Here is a 20504-nt window from a genome sequence, read left to right as displayed (position 1 = left end):
GGACAGCGTAGTGCCATAGTAAAAAGCCAAAAACGTTTTCCCACAATGTCAAAGGAGAGACAGAAGAGTGCTTTCGAATTTCTAGGATCAATGAATAACTTTGTTCCTTCAATATTTTCTGTATGAGAGCTTCACGAGGAAGGTTCTCTACATCCATAAAGTCTTTCTTATCGATATACATACTGATACCCATATTTCCATATTCAACATTAGCAGCAAACATCAAATCTTCATGTTGTCCCAACCATAATTCATCGTAAGTAGCCAGCATGACAAATTGTGTCGATATAAACATCCCATAGCGACGCATAAGGTAAGAAGCAGCAACCGTTTTGTTGCTAATACCCGTGATTGTTTGTACTACTGCCAGGAAATCAATGTCTTCCATTTGTTTACGTGTAAACAGTGGGTGAGCAGGAGGAATGATGTAAGTGCTATACATATTTAATTGTCGGATTTGATCGTTCGTTAAAGTAGTCATAAATGTAGTATACAAAAAATTAACCAGTAAAGTGTTGACATATTTAGTGATAATGATTATCATTATCGTATACCAAAGACAATCTTTCTGAAAATTAGGGAAGAAGCCATGTCAGCGACTTTTCTCCAAATCGATGCTGATCATAAAAACACATTCTTAACCCCCCTCATCGTTAAGTTGTGTTAGTCAAGACTATGAATCCATGCACTTGTGCATGGATTTTTTTTTTAGCGTAGAATCCAAGCGATAATATTATTAAGTGGAGGCTTTTGTTCTTCAACTAACTGACCAGTGACAATAGTAGTCTTTCTTTAATATTACTGGGGTAGTTATATTAAATATGAAAATACGTGTTAGTTGAAAAAGGATATTTTTTGAAGTTGCTTATCTACATAGCACAGAATAAATAATGAAATAAATACGCGCATTTCACATATTGTATATGCAATTTTCAAAGGAAAAGAGGAGTTTTAATGTTAAAATGTCGAATTAAATAGTAGTAGCTTTTAGTAAGAGTGGAATATCGTGGAAAAAGATATAGATAAAGAAATATATCGTCAAATCGTTGAATAAATAATTTATAATAATTGTTTGCAAATATACTTATTTAAGAGGGATAAAATGAATAATTCGGGTCAAATTATTTTGGTGTTAATTTCGATAACATTTACTACCTTTCAAAAGATTGTGAATTATGAGGGTTTTTTTACGATAGACTTTTTTATATTTACTTTTATTGCTTGGCTTGTTGGAAGGCAATATGATAAAGCTCGTTACTATGAAAAACAGGCACGGTCTAGTGGGGAAAGTTATAAAAGGTTGATTGATTCATTGCCTGAATCAGTTATTATCCATCAGGATGATAGGATTGTTTATGTAAATAAAGCCACTGTTTGCATGTTTGGAGCTTCCAATATGGGAGACATAATCGGAAAATCCATACATGACTTTTTTGAGCCCGAGTACACAGAGCGTATTCATGAACGAGTAAAACAGGCAATGAAACAGAAACTTCCGTTAAACAGTATAGAACACAGAATGAAACGTTTTGATGGATCGATGTTCTTTTTTGAAGTTTCTTCATTGTATATCGTTTTTGGTGAAAAAGAGGCAATCCTTTCAATTGGAAAGGATATCACTATAAGAAAAGCACAGAATGAACAGCAACTCCAAAAGTCAGAAAAACTGGCTATGTTGGGTCAAATGGCAGCAGGTATAGCCCATGAAGTCCGTAATCCCCTAACATCCATCAAAGGATTTATATATCTATTGAAGTCCAATGAGCTCAAAGATGAATATTTTGATATTGTAGAATCAGAGCTTGAACGGATAAATTCAATCGTAGGTGAATTCATGGTTCTCGCCAAACCAAGCGTAGCAACTTTTCTAGAACAAGACGTTACGGTATTGATAAAAGACATAGTAACCTTAATTAATACTCAGTCAATATTGAACAATGTTCAAATTTTTGTTGAGTTTGAAAGTGATTTGCCAATGGTGAGTTGCGATAAAAATCAGTTAAAGCAGGTTTTTCTAAACCTTCTTAAAAATTCAATCGAAGCCATGCCTCAGGGGGGAAGTATTGAGGTTAAGGTTAAGAAAAAAGAAGAAGATAAAATTTCTATTCAAATTATTGATGAAGGTATCGGAATTCCAGCAGAACGATTGCCAACACTGGGAGAGCCATTTTATACAACAAAGGAAAAGGGTACTGGTCTTGGACTAATGACCTGTTATAAGATAATCGAAAGTCATAACGGCAAGCTAACAATTGAAAGTAAATTAAATGTGGGAACAACGATAGAAATAATATTACCTACTATTACCCCAATCGTTATTGAAAGCATAACTAGCTAATACGAATTGTGACATAAGAAACTTTATAAAACAGCACAGTTAATTAACTGTGCTGTTTTGTTTTGCAGTAATAATAAAACATTATGTAACTCTTTTATTATCTTTCAGAGTGTCCAATAATGAGGTGATAATTAATAGACTATTCACATTGAACTTTAATAGATGTAAAAGGAACTAAAAAGTTCCGAATTCCCTATCGAAGTTTTCTGATAATATACATTTTTATGGTTTATAACCAATCAATTCCTAAATAGTGTAATATATGAATGGATTATTGGACTAAATCAATTGGAGAAAAAAATATGAAACCAAAAATGCTGAGTGTAAAATTTCTAATTTTAACACTGTTGGGCTTTGCCATGATTGGTACTTTAGCAGGAAGTGTTATTTCAGGAGTAGTAGTAAGTAAAAATAACCTTGAGAAGAATTACTTAATAGAAAATCAATTTTATGCAGAAAAGTTAGCTGATACAACGAATTCACTTTTTAGTACTATGTTAAAAAGTCTAACATTGGAATCTCAAGATAGTGAATATTTACATACAGTTTCTACCGCAATAAATAAAGAATTAACGCATTTTTTGGATTCTACTACTTTTTTTAATTCTACGTTATTTGTTGATTCAAAAGGAAAGGTCGTTGCCTCAGCACCAGAAGTAAACTTGAAGGGTATACAATTGAACACGCCGGGTGCAAAAGAAGCTTTAATACAAAAAGTACCCTTAATATCACAGCCTTACATAAGTGTGACAGGAAGAATGATATTGCTTATTTCAGTGCCCGTTTTTGACGATAATGGTTCATACTTAGGATTTCTTGCTGGAACCATATATTTACATGAGGAAAATAGCCTGAAAAAAGTACTTGGTYAACATCCAAAACATCAAAATGATTCGTATGTATATGTAGTTGATTCTCATGGTGATATTATCTAWCACCCCGATCCTATTAGAATTGGAGAAAATGCAATAGAGAACAAAATCATTCAGAAAGTGTTAAAAGGAGAAAATGGAGCTCAAGAGATTCTCGATACTAAAGGGATACCTATGTTAGCAGCATATGCAAGCTCTGCAAACAATTGGGGAATTATATCGCAAACACCTAAAAAAGCAATTTTAGAACCAACAATAGAAATGGCGAAGCAGGTGTGTTTAATCGCTATTCCATTTATGATTTTTGTTTTTCTAATGTCTCTTGTCATGTTGAAGAAAATTGTGGACCCGATAAGAAATTTATCCTTCTATGCCCAACAGATTACAGTAGATTCTTCGGTACCGAAACCTCACATTCCAGACTGGTATTTTGAATTAAAAGAATTGGAACGTGCTATTTTAATAGCTGTTGAATTTTATGAAAAAAAAATCATCAATGTTGAGAGTGAATCTAACCTGGACCCATTGACAGGTTACTATAATCGTCGTTCGTTAGAAGAGAAAGTTAATTCGTTAGAAATGTATTCGATTATCCTCCTTGATATTGACCTTTTTAAAACCGTGAACGATCAATACGGACATCAAGTGGGAGATGAAGTATTAAAATATCTTTCCACGTTAGTAAAAAATGAGACAAGGGAAAGCGATATGTGTTTCCGCATGGGTGGAGAGGAATTTTTGATTGTTCTTCCAGAAACCGATATTGGGACGGCTAATATGATTGCAGAACGAATTAGAAAAAAAACTGAAAACACCATAAGCCCATCTGGAAAACCGATCACTGTTTCAATGGGGATAGGAAATTCCTCAGAGACCGCAAATCATTTTTCCCAGTTACTTCACGCTACAGATAAAGCATTATACCAAGCAAAACAACAAGGAAGAAATAGAACAGTCATTGCAAATCCAATTAATATAGAGAATTGATAGTTTACTCAAGGGAAGATTGGCTTAAAGTGAGTGCTAATCATATTCAAAGCTGATATAAGGCATATTAAAAGAGCCCAATTCGGATGCGAATTGGGCTCAATTTGTATGCTTAATTTAGTTATTTGTACTATTCTTTACCATTTTTTGCTTTTGCAGCTTTTTCAGATGCATCAGCTTTTTTCTCTTCGACTTTAGCTTGAGCATCAGCTTTTTTCTCTTCAGCTTTAGCTAGAGCAGCAGCCTTTTTCTCTTCGGCTTTAGCTAGAGCAGCAGCTTTTTTCTCTTCAGCTTTAGCTAGAGCGGCAGTCTTTTTCTCTTCAGCTTTAGCTAGAGCAGCAGCCTTTTTCTCTTCAGCTTTAGCTAGAGCAGCTGTAGCTTTTTCATTTAATTCCTTCTCTTCATCAACTTCAGTATCAGGAGCTTCAACTACAGGAACATCACTTTCAGGAACTTCAACTTCTGGAGTTTCTGGAAGTTCCGCTTCTGGAGCTTCTGGAGTTTCAGGAAGTTCTACTTCAGGAACTTCAGGTGTTTCAGCATTTTTCTCAGCCCATTTAGCTAATGCTTTATCAATGTTTTTTTGCAATGCAGCTTTTGCTGTCGGATTACTAATTTTCTCAATGTTTTTAGATAGTGCAAAAATATTGTTGGCAGTATAACCAGTTGGAACTAATGAAGCGATTTCTAAATCTTCAGCTGTAACAGTAGTGTCTTGAGAAACTTCTAAACTAGAATCTACTTTTTCAGTTTCGTTGGCCCAAACTTGTCCAGCAGAAGTTGTAATAAGTCCTGCAGCTAATATAGCAGCGCTTGCTTTTTTCCAATTTTTCATTTTCTTCACCTCTTAATAAATTTGCATCCCTTAGACGCTAATACATTTTTCGAAATATATTAATAACTTAAGGGGGTCGGACAATAAATTTATTCGGAAAGAAGAAGTAATTAAAAAAACACGCTTAGTCAGCGTGTGGGCAATAAGAGCATCTATTGGTATTAGGCATTTCTTTTAATAAACAACATGTAACTCGTTTATAGTCTTTCATTGCATCAAGGGCTGATTGGTTTTGCAAAAATTGCTTAAAAGGTGAACGTCTCATTTGCGGTTTCCACGTGCTTTCTAGCAACAAAAATTCCAGATTCGATGAGGCGGCCGTAACACCATCCTGAATAAGTTGACTGTAAACCCATATGACGTACCCCCATATATTTTCCCATAAAATCAACTTAGGGATCTTCGCATGTTGACTAAAAAATTCAACTAGAGGATGACCATAGGTGTCCAGAACGAATCRTAAAGCTTGTTCTTCATCTTGCACTTTGATATAGCCTTCACTTGGTACTGTGAACTTAATTGTATAGTCGTCCTGAATAATACCAATATGTTTTAAAGGTCCGGCAAAAAATTGCTTGTGTACCGCAATCGTATTGAATTGAGCTGCTAACAAGAAACCGATGCGGCGAAAAAAAACAGATGCAGCAACGGCATCCGTTGGTGCATCCGTTATGTCTCGAACAGTTTGAAGTATTCTGTTTATGCCATGTGCAGTATGAGCCTCACCGAGTGTCATAACGGGCTGACGGTCATCATCGACAAACACAGAAAGTTGTTTAAGACTATCCTTCATACTTACGCACCTGTAGAAACTCGTAATTCTGATACTACACAGCGTCCCCGACCATAAGGGATGCAATGAGGTGTGCCGAACATTGGATCTTTTGAAACTTGGCATTCCATACCAAATACTGATCTAACTAAATCACAAGTAATGATATCTTCCGGTTTACCTTGAGCATGGACATCGCCATTTTTAATGGCAATGATATTGTGGGCGTATCGGGATGCTAAGTTCAAATCATGTAATACCATCACGATGGTACGATCTTTTTTCTCATTTAATTCAAACAGCAAATCCAAAATTTCAATTTGGTGCGTCATGTCCAAATAAGTCGTAGGTTCATCAAGCAAGATGAGATCGGTATCTTGAGCGAGTGTCATTGCAATCCAAGCACGTTGTCGTTGGCCACCGGATAATGTATCAACGGCGCGGTCACGAAGATCGCTAATTCGCGTTGCTTCCATTGCGGCTTCCACTTTTTCTGTATCTTCTTCAGTCCAGCGCTTCAACCATGACTGGTGGGGATAACGGCCTTGCTTCACCAAATCATGAACCGTCAGACCTTCTGGTGAAACGGGTGATTGAGGCAGTATACCCATTTTTTTAGCCACTTCTTTGGAAGACATGCGGTGAACATCTTTTCCTTCCAATAGGACAGAACCGGTTGTCGGTTTCAATAAACGTGCAATAGAACGAAGCAACGTTGACTTTCCGCAGCCATTGCTGCCAACAAAAACGGAAATTTCTCCACGGGGTATATGTAAATTTAAATTCTCAAATAGTAAATGATCAGAATATCCAATTGAAAGGGATTCAGCTTTAACAGCAGTATGCATCATTGTAACCTCCATCTAACTGATAGGTGTTCTCACTTAAGACATCATACCATAAAACAAAGAATTAATGAGAATGATTTTCATTAATTACTGGAAAAGTCTTTACAAAATTGTGAAGTTGTCGGTGCAGGATAAGTAATCATGACCTGCTTATGATGTTTTCTACGATTCCCATAAAATATATGCCGGATGGTGCAAAATTAGGTGACGTTTATTGGGAAATTCAATGTCATAGGAAATTCCATAAAAAAACAAGCACAGTCTGTCAGGAGGACAGTCAATGCTTGTGTTATGGCAATATTAAGCTTGTCTTTCAAACAGTTGAATCATTTCAATCATGACTTTGGTTGCTTTTTCCATGTTATCGACTGAAATGTATTCATATTTTCCATGATAGTTTTCGCCACCTGTAAAGATATTAGGTGTTGGCATGCCCATATATGATAATTGTGAACCGTCAGTACCTCCACGAATTGGGATGACTAATGGATTAATTGATAGATTCGTCATCGCTTCATGTGCAATATCGACAATTTCTTTTACAGGCTCAATTTTTTCACCCATGTTGAAATATTGATCATGCAGTTCATACGAAATTGCATTTGATCCGTATTCTGCTTTGATTTTTGAAGCAGCTTCTTCAAATAATGCTTTCTTCGCTTCGAATTTTTCACGGTCAAAGTCACGTACGATATAAGACAATTTGGCTTCTTCTACATGCCCGTTGAAATTCATCAAGTGGATGAATCCTTCATGTCCTTCAGTCTTCTCAGGCACTTCATCTGCAGGCATATAAGATTGGAACTTCATGGCGATGGTCAGAGCGTTCACCATTTTGTTTTTAGCTGAACCTGGATGAACGCTTGTCCCACGTGTGATAACTTTAGCACCAGCTGCATTGAAACTTTCAAATTGAAGTTCTCCAAGAGGTCCGCCATCCATTGTATAAGCATACTTGGCATCAAATTTTTCAACATCAAATTTATGTGGCCCACGCCCAATTTCTTCGTCTGGAGTAAAGGCAACACGAAGTTTGCCGTGTTTAATGTCTGGATTATTAATTAGAAACTCCATAGCTGTCATAATTTCAGCAATTCCTGCTTTGTTGTCGGCACCTAGTAAAGTCGTGCCATCTGTTGTTATTAAAGTGTGCCCGATATAATTATTAAGCTCTGGGAAATCGTCAGGAGACATAACGGTTTCTTCGTTTAATCGGATGTCGCCACCTTCATAGCAATCGATACGCTGAGGGTTTACATTCTTACCTGTATAATCAGTTGCTGTGTCGACGTGAGCTAAAAAGCCGATTGTTGGCAATTCACGTTCTGAATTTGCAGGCAAAGTGGCAAATAAATAACCATTGTCATCAAGTGAAATGTCTTCCATTCCGATTGAAGCCAATTCTTTTTCTAGTTCGTGCAATAAGTCCCACTGACCTGGTGTAGATGGACAAGTGGTGCTTTCAGCATCTGATTGTGTATCAATTTTGGCATAACGTACAAGGCGTTCGATTAATGTTTCTTGCATGGTTTCATCTCCCTTAGAAAAGTTGGTTCGGAGTCGGGCAGATATTGACCGACATGATGCGGGCCAGTAGTCTTTACCCCTTACCTCAGTTTAGCACTTTCATTCGGTTCACGGAATAATGATTGTTCTGGCCGAATGAAATTTTAACGACTTTTTAGTAAATTCGGAATAAAAAATAGATTCCCCAATTAATTGGAGTGAGTCACTTTTTTCTTTTTGATAACCGAAGAAACTCGTGGTTCCATCCCGGATCTCAAACGGTGTATATTCTCGCGATGCTTCCATAACGCAAGTAAGAAGAGTGCGGTGGTTATGACAATTGGCATAGTACTTTCTGTAATCAAAAAGGCTAAAATGATATATGTAATATATAAGAACAGTACACCGATTAATAAGTAATCTGTCACCAATGAAACGACAATCAGCAAGATAAGTCCAACCAATCCGATTCTCCAATCCAGTACTAACATCACTCCAATAACAGATGCCGTTCCTTTACCACCATCAAAATGCATCTGAAATGGATAATTGTGACCTATTACGACAGATGCCCCCACAAGAAATAATAGGACCCATTGATACTCCAAGGAAAGATCAGTAGATTCGAATATAAGACGCAAAAGGACGATTGCAAGTATTCCTTTACCAATATCAACAAATGCAACGAGTGCCCCGTATTTCCAGCCTAATACAATAGTGGCATTGGATGCCCCCGCATTCTTTACTCCCTGTTCCTTTACATTCACCCCAGAAAGCCGTTGCGCCACATTTGAACCGTGGAGACAGCCAATTAAATAACCTGATAGTAAGGTGATTAGCACCCATAATGCAAGATTCATATTCCCAACCCCTTTTTTTCACTAACTCTTTAAACGTTTGAGTGTTGGCAGAAGTTTCAAAAAATTATATAAATAATTCTTGACTATTTATRGATATTAAACATATACTGATTCTCAAGATGGAAAACTAAATCAAATACTCTTATCTAGAGTGGCGGAGGGACTAGGCCCTGCGATGCCCGGCAACCGGCAAGTGATTAACTTGCAAAGGTGCTAATTCCTACAGATTTCTTTAGTGGAGATCTGAAAGATAAGAGGAGGATCACGCACTTGTGAGCCCCTCTTCTTAAGCGAAGACGGGGCTTTTTTCTGTTCATAAAACTCCTCTTTCGCCTCCACACTTCCATCTAAAACACAATCCAGGAGGGAAAACAATGACAAATCTTCAACCGGAAACTCTACTTTTACACGGAGGTCAGCAGCCGGACCCAATCACGGGTTCCCGTGCAGTGCCAATCTACAAAACAACTTCTTTTGTTTTCAGAGATACGGAACATGCCCAAAACTTATTCGCCTTGCAGGAAACTGGACACATTTATTCACGCATCGGCAACCCGACTGTGGACGTATTTGAACAGCGAATCGCGTTATTGGAAGGTGGCACAGCAGCGGTAGCCCTATCGAGTGGCATGGCTGCGATAGCCTTCTCCATTCTGAATGTAGCAGGAGCCGGTGATGAAATCGTCGCTGCTGGCAATTTGTATGGTGGGACCTACAATCTATTTGCCAATACACTTCCACGGTATGGAATCACGGTGAAGTTTGTAGATTCCACCGATCCTGAGAATTTCCGCGGGGCCATTACCGATAAAACGAAAGCCATTTTCGGGGAAATCATCGGAAACCCAAGCCTTCATGTTTTGGACGTAGAAGCTGTAGCTGACATTGCACACGAGAACGGAATTCCGTTGATTATCGATAATACGTTTGCAACGCCATACGGAAGCAACCCTATCGAATTCGGTGCGGATGTAGTCGTTCATTCAGCTACGAAATGGATTGGGGGACACGGTACGTCAATCGGCGGTGTCGTTGTGGATGCAGGTAAGTTTGATTGGAACAGCGAGAAGTTTCCTGGCTTTACGGAACCGGATACGAGCTACCATGGCCTTCGTTACGGGATTGATGTCCCCCAAGTGGCTTTCGCGATTAAACTGCGGGTCCAGCTACTGCGTGACTTCGGTCCATGCCTAAGCCCGGATAATGCATTCGCTTTTTTGCAAGGTCTTGAAACATTGCATCTCCGCGTACCGAAACATAATGAAAATGCAATTGCAGTCGCACAATACTTAGCAAATCATCCGGCAGTAGAATGGGTAAGTTTCAATGGTTTCGAATCTCATCCATCTCATCAATTGGCAAACAAGTACTTAAAGAATGGATACGGCTCGATTGTGAATTTTGGCATTAAAGGAGGTCGGAAAGCAGGACGAAAACTTATCGACCATGTCCAAATCTGGTCGCATGTGGCTAATGTAGGGGATGCAAAATCGCTCATTATCCATCCTGCTTCAACAACCCATCAACAGTTAAGCAGTGAAGAGTTGAAGCAATCGGGTGTAACGGAAGAGTTGATTCGTCTATCAGTAGGATTGGAATCTGTGAAAGACCTGGTAGCCGATTTGGGGAAAGCAATAGAACATGCCACCGTCGTAACGGTTTAATGTGGAGGTGAATTTAATGGCAACAGGAAGTGTGACAATCGGGAATTTTCAACTAGAGTCTGGAGAATGGCTTGAGCATGTTGAACTTTCATATGAAACTCTTGGTCCTTCAGAAGCACCAGTTGTTTTGGTTTGTCATGCGTTAACTGGCAATCAATATGCCGTTGGATCAAAGGAATCACCGGGCTGGTGGAGCGGGTTAATTGGACCGGGAAAGAATATTGATACCGACTCTTTTCGAGTTATTACACTGAATGTCCTTGGAGGATGCTCGGGTACGACGGGGCCGTTGACCATCAATCCCTCTACAGGCAATCCATATCGATCATCCTTTCCGACAATTACAATTCGTGATATGGTGCATGCGGAAAAAAAGGCATTACTAGCTTTGGGTATTAATCGGCTTCATGCGGTAGTTGGTGGGTCACTTGGTGGCATGCGTGTTTTGGAGTGGGGATTACTTTATCCAAAAGATATGGATATTCTTATTCCTTTAGCAGTTACCCCTTATCTAAGTGACACAGGTATTGCTTTTAACTACATTGGAATCCATGCAATTGAGACGGATGCGAATTATCTCAATGGAAACTATACCTGTTCCTCGGAGATCAAGGGGTTTGAAACGGCTCGAATGGCGGGGCTGGTTACTTATCGTAGTGAACAATTACATAAGAACCGTTTTGCCAGAAAGACCAGAAGCGATGGATTGTTCGAAATCGAATCCTATATGAAATATCAAGGGGTAAAACTGGCTAACCGTTTTGATGCGAATAGCTACCTTACCTTGTTAAGAGCAATGAATACCCATGATATCGGAAGGGATAGAGGGGGTATAGAAATTGCGGCAAAGCAATTTGAAGCAAAAGTGATTACCATAGCATTCACATATGATTTACTATATCCACCTGAGGACATTTGCTCTTTTGCGCATCTCGTTCCTAATCATCATTTCTGTATGGTCAACACAAGATTCGGTCATGATGGCTTTCTGACTGAATTTGAGACATGGGGAGATATATTATCTGTTCACTTGGGGGTAAAGTCATGGCGACGATTCAAGCAGCAATCTTAGGTTTTGGCACAGTTGGTCAAGGTATTTACCAAATACTTAATGAGAAAAAGGATCAATTAAAAGAATCACTTGGATTAGATATAGACATCAAAGCAATTCTGATAAGAGATAAGACAAAAAGTCGCATGGCAGCTCCAGATGTATTGTTCACTGACAACTTTGATGAAATTGAAGCTATCCCAGATCTTCAAATTGTTTTTGAAGCCATTGTGGGAGAAGACCCTGCTTACGATTATTTATGTAAGGCCATTCAAAAAGGTTGTCATGTCATTACGGCTAATAAAGTCATGTTCTCAAAGCGTGGCTTGGAGTTACAGGAACTTGCAAATAGGCAAGGTGTCCATGTGGGATATGAAGCAACTACAGCTGGCGGTGTTCCCATAATTTCAACTTTGAAAAATATTCTTCTAGTAAATCAGGTTCAAAGAATTCAAGGGATATTAAATGGAACATCAAATTACATCTTAACTCAAATGAGGGTGCAAGAAAGCAGTTTTCAGGATGCTTTGGAGGAAGCAAAGTTACTGGGGTACGCAGAGGCAGATCCTTTCAATGACATTTCAGGTCAAGACGCATTTCGAAAGCTTATGATATWGAGTAATTTAGCATTCGGTAAACAACCAAAGTGGAATGATGTATCGATTGAAGGAATAGCAGATATCACTCTTGAACAAGTACTGGGGGCTGCAAGGGAAGGTTTGCGTTTCAGACATGTGGCAGAAATTGTCGAAAAGGTAGATGGATCCTTACATGCGAGTGTTGGTCCAAGATTGGTAGGCCCAGAGCATCCTTTGTATGCAATTGAGGGAGTAAATAACGCAATTGCGCTTGAAACGGATTACATGGGAACTTTAACTTTAGTGGGCCCGGGAGCAGGTAAATTCCCGACTGYAAGTGCCATGGTGAAAGATTATGCAGAAATTATCGGCAAACGGACTCAAATTTTAGTCACCATATAAGAAAATCGAACCGCTACATTCTCTCCAAATGGAGAAATGAAGCGGTTTTTCTATTGGGGAAAATAACGTACTTATTATATAGAAGGAATACATTCAAAACACTTGATTTTAAGTATCTTRAAGTCGAGGTTATTGGAATTACATGGAAAAAATAAAGAATCATTATACCCTCTAATTGTAAAAAAAAGGTTTATTAAAGGTAAAATAGTTGTGATTTAAAAGTATATCAAATTTAACGAATCGCATTATATCAACGTTTTGGTGATTAGGTAAAAATAAATATCGTGAAATAGGTTTATTTACACGGTACAAGGGAACTACGAAAAGGTATTGGGAATATTATCCAACTTTGACATTACGGGAAAGTAAATGGTAAATAATATATGACTATTGAGGTATTCAATGAAGGATTATACCTAAAAGTATAAAAGAAACCATTTTGAAAAGAGGGATTAATGAATGTTAGAGGCAAAAAGGCGTGCGGCTGTATTCTTTATTTTGGCCTTTATTTTAGCGGCCGCCACTGGGTATATGGTCCTTCAGAAAGTTAAAGACTTAAATTCCGAATTAGGAGCAATGACAAAAATTTATGTGGCTAATGGAGAGATTCTTTCTCGAGAAGTAATTCAGGAAAGCCAAGTAACCGTTATGGAAATTCCAAATAAGTTTGTAGTTAAAGATTCTCATATTACATCGTTCGAAGAACTGCAGTACCAAGTTTCCGTCCTGCCTCTCAAGGAAGGGGATATCATCACCAAAAGCATGATCAAACCAGCTACAACACTTCAAAATGAAAATAATCGGTTGGTCAGCTTAAATAGCTCAGAAAAAATTCAATTTGACCAAGTAATCGAAACTCTAGATCGAGTGGATATTGTTGTATCGACTGATAATAATGGCGACCACAAAACGACCATGTTCATGAAAGATGTGGTAGTAAGATGGGCGTTAGGTAATAAAGATGGCATGAGAGGGATTTCAGTCGAAGTGACAGCTGAACAAGCACCTAAACTAATACATATGCAAAATTATGCTGATCATATTCGAATATTAAAAGCTAATGTTGGTCAAAATAGCCTGCCTCTAGAAGAAACTGAAGAACAAGCAGCGCAGGAGGATGCAGCCGCACAGCCAAAGTCGGAAGCTAAACCAGCAACTCCTCCAGCAACGAAGCCTGCACCTACACAACCAAAAGATAATACAAAAAAAGAAACACCGAAAGCAGCAGGAACGACTTCAGGTAGCGGACAGTAAGGTAAAGAAGAGAGGCTGACAAGATGGAATCACATATAAATATTTTGATTGTTAGTGAATGGGAGCAAAGCACGGCGCAACTAAAAATAATCGCTGAAAGTTTTTCAAAAAGCGTAACTACGGTTAATTATCCAGAAGCCATTCGCGAAATGAATCGGGAAACGCGAGATATTGTGATTGTTTCTCAATTTGAAACGGAAGCTTCTGTGGAATTGGTTCAATCGATTCGAATGGTTAACCCGGCATGTCTGCTATTGTTTGTCGCCAATGAATCTGACTTTTCATTGCTCCGTTCAATCATTCGTTCAGGAGCGGATGAGTTCTTCGTATTCCCTGATGAAGCCAGTTTATTTGCCAGCCGTTTCCCGACAATCGTAAAAAACTATGAAGTTAAGAAGAATTCGATGGAAGAAGCCGCTGTAACCTATGGGAGGAATCGGGGGAAGATTTTTTCTTTCTATAGTGGAAAAGGTGGAAGTGGCCGTACATTGATTGCTTCTTCAGTTGCTCAAACTTTAAAGCTTGAGTCAACGGCGGAAGTGATTTTGATCGATTTGAACACTCAGTACGGTGGAATCGAAAACGTCTTTTCTATTGAATCAAACCGTTCGCTGGCCGACTTAATGCCAGTAGTTGAGGAATTAAATGAAAGTCATATCCGGAATGTTTCGGAAACGCAGGAAGATTCCAAGCTGGAAATTCTCATTAGCCCTTGTGACGCGGAAATTGCGGAATCAATTGATGAAGAGTTTATTGCCAAATTGATTCGTACATGCCGACGTTCATTTGATTACGTGTTAATTGATTTGCCAAGTCATATGAATACACAGGTTGTTACAGCATTAGAAGAGTCAGACAAAGTATTTTATATATTAGCTCCTGAAACTTCAGCACTTAAAACGTTGAAGCAGTTCGAGACACTGAGCACAAGGCTCGGCATTTCATTGGCAAATCGCATGGAAATTGTGCTGAATGAACTGGCCAAAGAAAACGAAGTCCAGCAAAGTGATTTGAAAAATGTACTACGTTTTCCGGTTGCTGCTTCCATTCGCAGGGACATTAAAGGGTTACAACCCTATATCAATAAAGGCATGCCCGTCAGAAAAGTGCAGAAAGAGCGTAAATTAATCCCATTTGCCAAAGATATTCGAAAGTTTGCACGAGATGTATTAAAGCAATAGGAGGTGAAGAGGGATGAGCTCACTGTTTGAAAAGAGAAAAGAGAAGCTTGTGCAGAAAAAGCCAACCTCTTACGAATATGAAAACCACCTCGTCGATGAATTAGTCGAACATTATAAGGCACGTTTATTGCGCGACACAAACTTAGAAGCTCTAACGCAGTTGTCTTCAGGAGAAATGCGTTTACGCATCGAACAATATGTTTCTACTTTCATGTCCGAAGAGAAAGTGATTATTTCAAGGCATGATAAAGAACTGTTAATTACTAGAATTCTAGACGAATCAGTAGGTTTTGGACCGCTCGAACCTCTCATTAATGATCCCGAAGTTACGGAGATTCTAATCAATGGATATCAGGAAGTTTATGTAGAAAGAAAAGGAAAGCTTCAGGAAGTACAAATTGCCTTTAGGAATGATGAGCATGTTCGGCACATTGTGGACCGAATTGTTGCACCACTCGGCAGACGAATCGACGAAAGCTCACCAATGGTAGATGCCAGATTGCCAGACGGCAGTCGTGTAAATGCAGTTATTTCACCAATCAGTTTATCAGGCACACTGGTTTCCATCCGGAAATTCCGAGCAGAACCATTTAAAGTGGAGGATTTACTGCAGTTTAATTCCATGAGCAAAGATATGGCAACGTTTCTAGACGGGATTGTCAGAGCCAAAATGAACACACTTATCAGTGGAGGTACAGGATCTGGTAAAACAACCTTGTTGAATGTAATCGCAACATCCATTCCTCACGGAGAACGGGTCATTACGATAGAGGATTCGGCAGAGCTTCGACTCGACCGACCTAACGTTGTTGGAATGGAAGCCAGACCAGCGAACGTTGAAGGAAAAGGCGAAGTCAGCATCCGAAACTTGGTACGAAATGCGCTACGTATGAGGCCAGACCGTATCATTGTTGGGGAAGTTCGAAGTGGCGAAGCATTTGATATGCTCCAAGCGATGAACACCGGGCACGAAGGGTCAATCACAACTGTCCATGCCAATACTGCGGACGATGCATTGCGCCGAGTGGAAGCGATGGTCATCATGGCAGGAATGGATTTACCTTCTACTATTATTCGAGAATACATTGTCGGAGCTTTAGACATCATTATTCAGGCAACACGACTGACAGATGGAACTCGGAAAATCGTTTCGATTTCTGAAGTGCAAAAAAATGATGGCAAACATCGGATTGTTGAAATCTTTAAGTTTCAAAGGACCGGTTTAACGAAGGATGGAGAGGTCGAAGGACATTTTACTCCGACTGGTGAAATCCCCCAATGTTTAAATCGAATCCGTKTCTTTGGAATTGACATGGATGAATCGTTATTCGAGCCAGTGAAACGAGGTGTAGTCGTATGACCGAAGGCTTACTGGCGATGCTGACCATTCTCGTGCTCATCGTAGGTTTTTATTTCTATCTTGGCTATCGAAAAGAAAAACGAGAGTGGCGTAAAGAAGTCCAACAGTTTTATCGAGATGGAGAACGTCGTAAAAGTGTGTTGGTTGTCATTGGAGCTAAGTACGATCAAACCGAGTCGGCAAAAGCGCTAGAACAAAAGCTGATAGATGCAAATATTGGCYTCACGCCATCAGAATTTTTGGGAGCGTTAATAGTTTCATATATGGGATTAATTATTGGTCTGCAAAACTTTTTCAATCTGAACCTGCTTGCTAGTTTGTTCGTTGCCCTGTTACTCGTAGAGGGAGGGCGCCGTGTATTGTTCATGGTGCGTAAAAATAAGAAGAAACAATTGTTGGTCGAACAGCTTCCAGAAATTTGCCGTATCCTGGCTAATGCTACACGATCTGGTATGAYGCTAAATCAAGGAATTCAACTTGTAGCGCAAGAAATAGCAGAACCAGCAAAATCAGAGTTTAAAAGATTGGCGCATGAATTATCTCTTGGAATAGACTTCGGTGCAGCGATACGCAGCATGGAAAAACGAGTGGATGATAAAGAATTTCAATTGTTCACAGCTACTATGCTTATCCAGAAGAAAGCCGGCGGAAATTTGTATGCTGTTCTGGATGAAATGAGTCAGACACTGGATGAACGTAAGTTATTGAAACAGGAAATCAAAACGATGACTGCAGAACAACGTTATATTTCCTACATAGTTCCGGTCATTCCGATATTTCTAGTACTGATGATGAACAACATTATCGATGGTTTTTTGGATCCCTTATTTACCGGACTGGGATTCATCCTATTTGCTTTCTTCTTGACCGGTACAATTCTAACATTCGTGATTGTCCGTAAAATCACCAATATAAGGGTGTGATGAAATGGATGGAATTATTGCTTTATCTGTACTGTTGTCAATAATTTTTGTTGGAATTGCCCTTCGCTCATTATATGTGTACTGGCGTGAACGAAAAGCATTGAAAGAACAAGTAGAAGAATCCCTTTTTATTTACGATACCTTCCATCGGAAAATCACACGTAAAGAGAAACTGGTTGCCAAGATGTTCAAATTTGCTGATGATTTCGCAGATTTGGGCCAACGCATTAATTTCTTCAGTGAAAATGAGGAAGTTAAAAAGTGGTTGATACAGGCTGGATATCCTTATGAACTGACAGTTGAACGCTTTCAAGGATTGAAAATCTTTTTAATGATTGTTGGATTCTTTGCAGGCGGAATATCTCTCATTCTACTACTGCCCTTTTCACAATTTATGATTATCCTGTTGCCGATTTTTGGCTATATGAGTGCGATTATGTGGATTCGCTCCAAAGCGAAAAATCGCCAGGAGGAAATTTCGTATCAGTTACCGGATTTTCTGGATACGATGAGCGTTACTTTGCAGGCTGGGGTCGCGATGGATCAAGCAATTCGTGACATTGTTCCGTATTTTGAAGGACCAGTGAAAGAGGAATTCGGACGATTCATTCAGGAAATCAGCGTTGGTGTACCGCGAGCGGAAGCCTATCGGACGTTACTTGTCCGTAATGATTCAAAAGAGTTTCAAATATTGATAAAGTCCTTGATTCAAGGCGAGCGATTGGGTGTACCAATTGCAGATACTTTCAAACAACAAGCCGAAGAAATGCGAAAGTTGAAGAAAGAGATGATTAAAGAGAAGGCGGCGAAGGCTTCACCAAAAGTAACACTCGTTACGACGTTTCTCATATTGCCATCTGCACTCGTATTGATCGGCGGCTTGATGATGATAAATATGTTCAACCAAAACAAAGGTATTTTTGATTTATTCCAATAAAAACACACACTCAAAGGAGAGAAAACAAAATGAAAAACTTATTAATGAACGCATGGATGAATATCGTAGAACCGGTGAAAAACGAAAAAGGTGCACAATCACTTGAATGGTTGGGGCTAGCAGCATTATTGATTTTAGTATTAGGGATTATTTCAACTGCTGTAGGAGAACAACAAGGCGCCATATCGGGTCTGATTGGAAAAATTATTAATAAAATCAGCACTATGGTCGGAAACTAATTGATTTGGAGGAAACTCATGCGTTTTAAAAACTTATTAATTTTATGTTGTCTTGGTCTATTCCTTTCAGCATGTACAGATGAAAAAGATGCTGGTAAAGGAATAGTACCAGGTGAAAAAATAACAAGCGATAAATCAGTAGGTGCAGAAAAGCCATCAGAAACAACCGATAGTCAAAAGAAAAAAGAAGAGGTAGAAGTAAAGCCTCTTCCTACAACTTTAGATGAATTAGCAAATTTGCCAGTAGGATATACTGGCCCCTTTCTCTCATCTTTAAACGAAGAGGATCGGAAAAAGCTTGATGAATTAACAAAGGATTTGCCTGATATTTCAAATGAACCAAGTCAGGAAGAACTGGACAATTATTATAGTGAAATTCTTGCTGTATTTCAGGAGGATTTCAAAGGTCCTGAAGATATCATTGAGGAATTGAAGTTTCAATCACTGGGAAGTCCTGACGTGGAAGATCCACGTATGCAGTTCAAAGAGAATTTGAATGTAATGGTCATTCTTGATGCTTCAGGAAGTATGGGTAAAGAGGCAGGGGGACAGACGCAAATGGATGCTGCAAAATCTGCTATCACCAATTTTGTGAGTGGACTCCCTGAAAATGCGAATGTTGGATTGCGTATCTACGGTCAAGAAGGTACAGGAAACAAAGCAGACAAAGAGCTTTCATGTAATAGTAGTGAACTTATTTATCCAATTGGGAAATATAATCAGGCTGGATTCGATCAGGCATTGGCAAAAGCTAAACCTGCAGGATGGACACCCATTCAGCTTGCTTTGAATGAAGCCCAAAAGGATTTGGCTTCTTATACAGGTGATAAGAATACCAATATTGTTTACTTAGTGAGTGATGGAGTTTCTACATGTGACGATGACCCTATAGAAGCTGCGAAAAAATTATATGATTCGAATATCACTCCAATCGTCAATGTAATAGGATTTAATGTTGATCATGAAGGGCAAAAGCAATTAAAGTCAATTGCCGACGTAACTCAAGGAACATATCAGGATGTCCAAAATGCCGCAGGGCTTCAAGAGGAACTTGATCAAGCTTCAAAGGTCGCTGAAAAGTGGAAACAATGGAAGACGTCAACTGAAGGTAATCTTGGTTATGAAAGAACAAATAACTCATTGGATATATTCGTTTACCATTCAAAGGAATTCGGTAAATATGTCGATGAAGGTCAACTAGTAGGCTTTACACTTACTTATTTGTTCCAGGATGAAGATAAGATGTCGCAGGAAAGCCACGATTATTTGAAAGAGAAAAATAATAATTACCATATTTGGATTGAAGAGGAATATGACAAATTACGGGATGAGTTAAAAGCGATGAACGAGATGAATTATTCTGAGGCTATCAAGGCATTAGAGGAAACATATCTATCAAATACTCCATAAACAGGAGGCGCATGAATGAATAAAAGTATCTGTAAAAAGTTTTTTGCCATAAGCATGATTGCATTCATTTTGTTTTGGACTGCCGGGCCGTCGATTATGTTGGCTTCGTTCATTTCGCCAGGAACACCAATAAATCCAGGTTCTCCTATAACAGGCGGAAGCCCAATTACAGGTGGTCAGTTTATTGCGCCTGGTGAAGTTAATGGACCCGGCGAGGCAATTGCGCCTGGACAAGCGGTTCAAGGTGGTAATTCATCCGTATCTGGACAACCAATTATTTCGGGTCAACCAAGTTCGAATGGTTCCTTCATTACGCCAAATTTTATACCGAATCCATATAATGGCTGGCTGCAAACGGGAACTCCGATTACTGGGGGACAAGGACCTTCAGGTGGCGATGGTTCATCTACAGGCGGTGGCCAAGGTGGCACTGGTGGAACCGGACCGGGTGGAACATTGCCTGGCGGAGGCCAAAGTGGCACTGGAC

17 protein-coding genes, 2 pseudogenes and 1 riboswitch are annotated in these 20504 nt (G+C 39.1%); of the genes and pseudogenes, 13 read left to right on the top strand and 6 right to left on the bottom strand.

The window, feature by feature from the left end:
• Positions 1-481, bottom strand: a pseudogene (locus tag AC1DSB_RS03645) (hypothetical protein); the annotation flags it as partial.
• A 621-nt stretch (positions 482-1102) separates the two neighbouring features.
• Here AC1DSB_RS03645 and AC1DSB_RS03640 point away from each other — a divergent pair.
• Both AC1DSB_RS03640 and AC1DSB_RS03635 read left to right on the top strand, forming a co-directional pair.
• Positions 1103-2338 carry an ATP-binding protein gene (locus AC1DSB_RS03640; RefSeq protein ID WP_477530758.1) on the top strand — a complete coding sequence of 412 codons (1236 nt, stop codon included), beginning with the start codon at positions 1103-1105 and terminating at the stop codon, positions 2336-2338.
• Between the two features lie 302 nt (positions 2339-2640).
• Entirely contained in the window at positions 2641-4197 is a 1557-nt protein-coding gene (locus AC1DSB_RS03635; protein ID WP_477585777.1) for a sensor domain-containing diguanylate cyclase, read from the top strand.
• A gap of 130 nt (positions 4198-4327) precedes the next feature.
• Here the strand turns inward: AC1DSB_RS03635 and AC1DSB_RS03630 are convergent, their stop codons facing one another.
• The 5 genes from AC1DSB_RS03630 to AC1DSB_RS03610 all read right to left on the bottom strand — a co-directional run bounded on the left by AC1DSB_RS03630 (position 4328) and on the right by AC1DSB_RS03610 (position 9018).
• Positions 4328-5032 (bottom strand): hypothetical protein, encoded by a 705-nt coding sequence (locus AC1DSB_RS03630; RefSeq protein WP_477530760.1) that lies wholly within the window; start codon positions 5030-5032, stop codon positions 4328-4330.
• A gap of 124 nt (positions 5033-5156) precedes the next feature.
• Entirely contained in the window at positions 5157-5825 is a 669-nt protein-coding gene (locus AC1DSB_RS03625) for an IucA/IucC family C-terminal-domain containing protein (RefSeq protein ID WP_477585775.1), read from the bottom strand.
• 2 nt (positions 5826-5827) lie between these two features.
• Positions 5828-6652 carry an ABC transporter ATP-binding protein gene (locus AC1DSB_RS03620; protein ID WP_477530891.1) on the bottom strand — a complete coding sequence of 275 codons (825 nt, stop codon included), beginning with the start codon at positions 6650-6652 and terminating at the stop codon, positions 5828-5830.
• A 300-nt stretch (positions 6653-6952) separates the two neighbouring features.
• Complete coding sequence (gene pepT / locus AC1DSB_RS03615) at positions 6953-8179, bottom strand: peptidase T (protein WP_342542264.1); 1227 nt, start codon at positions 8177-8179, stop codon at positions 6953-6955.
• A gap of 188 nt (positions 8180-8367) precedes the next feature.
• On the bottom strand, positions 8368-9018 hold the full coding sequence (locus tag AC1DSB_RS03610; RefSeq protein WP_342542263.1) for a glycerol-3-phosphate acyltransferase: 651 nt from the start codon (positions 9016-9018) through the stop codon (positions 8368-8370).
• A 139-nt stretch (positions 9019-9157) separates the two neighbouring features.
• A riboswitch (SAM riboswitch) is annotated at positions 9158-9275 on the top strand.
• 117 nt (positions 9276-9392) lie between these two features.
• On the opposite strand from AC1DSB_RS03610, the gene AC1DSB_RS03605 reads away from it, so the two are divergent.
• From AC1DSB_RS03605 to AC1DSB_RS03555, 11 genes and pseudogenes are all read left to right on the top strand, one after another.
• Positions 9393-10682 carry an O-acetylhomoserine aminocarboxypropyltransferase/cysteine synthase family protein gene (locus AC1DSB_RS03605; RefSeq protein ID WP_477530762.1) on the top strand — a complete coding sequence of 430 codons (1290 nt, stop codon included), beginning with the start codon at positions 9393-9395 and terminating at the stop codon, positions 10680-10682.
• 16 nt (positions 10683-10698) lie between these two features.
• Entirely contained in the window at positions 10699-11754 is a 1056-nt protein-coding gene (metX, locus tag AC1DSB_RS03600; protein ID WP_477530763.1) for a homoserine O-acetyltransferase MetX, read from the top strand.
• On the top strand, positions 11727-12713 hold the full coding sequence (locus AC1DSB_RS03595; protein ID WP_477585773.1) for a homoserine dehydrogenase: 987 nt from the start codon (positions 11727-11729) through the stop codon (positions 12711-12713). The genes metX and AC1DSB_RS03595 overlap by 28 nt, the downstream gene beginning before the upstream one ends.
• Positions 12714-13172: 459 nt before the next feature.
• Positions 13173-13967 carry a CpaB family protein gene (locus tag AC1DSB_RS03590; RefSeq protein ID WP_477530765.1) on the top strand — a complete coding sequence of 265 codons (795 nt, stop codon included), beginning with the start codon at positions 13173-13175 and terminating at the stop codon, positions 13965-13967.
• A 23-nt stretch (positions 13968-13990) separates the two neighbouring features.
• Complete coding sequence (locus AC1DSB_RS03585; RefSeq protein ID WP_477530766.1) at positions 13991-15148, top strand: CpaE/TadZ family protein; 1158 nt, start codon at positions 13991-13993, stop codon at positions 15146-15148.
• A gap of 13 nt (positions 15149-15161) precedes the next feature.
• The gene (locus tag AC1DSB_RS03580; protein WP_477585771.1) at positions 15162-16508 is read left to right on the top strand and encodes a CpaF family protein; all 1347 of its coding nucleotides are present in this window, start codon (positions 15162-15164) and stop codon (positions 16506-16508) included.
• Positions 16505-17431 (top strand): type II secretion system F family protein, encoded by a 927-nt coding sequence (locus AC1DSB_RS03575; RefSeq protein WP_477585769.1) that lies wholly within the window; start codon positions 16505-16507, stop codon positions 17429-17431. Before AC1DSB_RS03580 ends, AC1DSB_RS03575 begins: the two co-directional genes overlap by 4 nt.
• A 4-nt stretch (positions 17432-17435) precedes the next feature.
• On the top strand, positions 17436-18368 hold the full coding sequence (locus AC1DSB_RS03570; protein ID WP_477530769.1) for a type II secretion system F family protein: 933 nt from the start codon (positions 17436-17438) through the stop codon (positions 18366-18368).
• Positions 18369-18397: 29 nt separating this feature from the next.
• Positions 18398-18607: a hypothetical protein gene (locus AC1DSB_RS03565; RefSeq protein ID WP_477530770.1), complete on the top strand. Its 210-nt coding sequence runs from the start codon at positions 18398-18400 to the stop codon at positions 18605-18607.
• Positions 18608-18625: 18 nt separating this feature from the next.
• The gene (locus AC1DSB_RS03560; protein WP_477530771.1) at positions 18626-20017 is read left to right on the top strand and encodes a vWA domain-containing protein; all 1392 of its coding nucleotides are present in this window, start codon (positions 18626-18628) and stop codon (positions 20015-20017) included.
• Positions 20018-20032: 15 nt separating this feature from the next.
• Positions 20033-20504 (top strand): annotated as a pseudogene (locus AC1DSB_RS03555) (hypothetical protein); the annotation flags it as partial.

The sequence above is a fragment of the Paenisporosarcina sp. P4_E4_2 genome, assembly GCF_056401595.1.
Note: the sequence above shows the minus strand (reverse complement) of the source record. Positions and strands in the feature narration are given on the sequence as shown.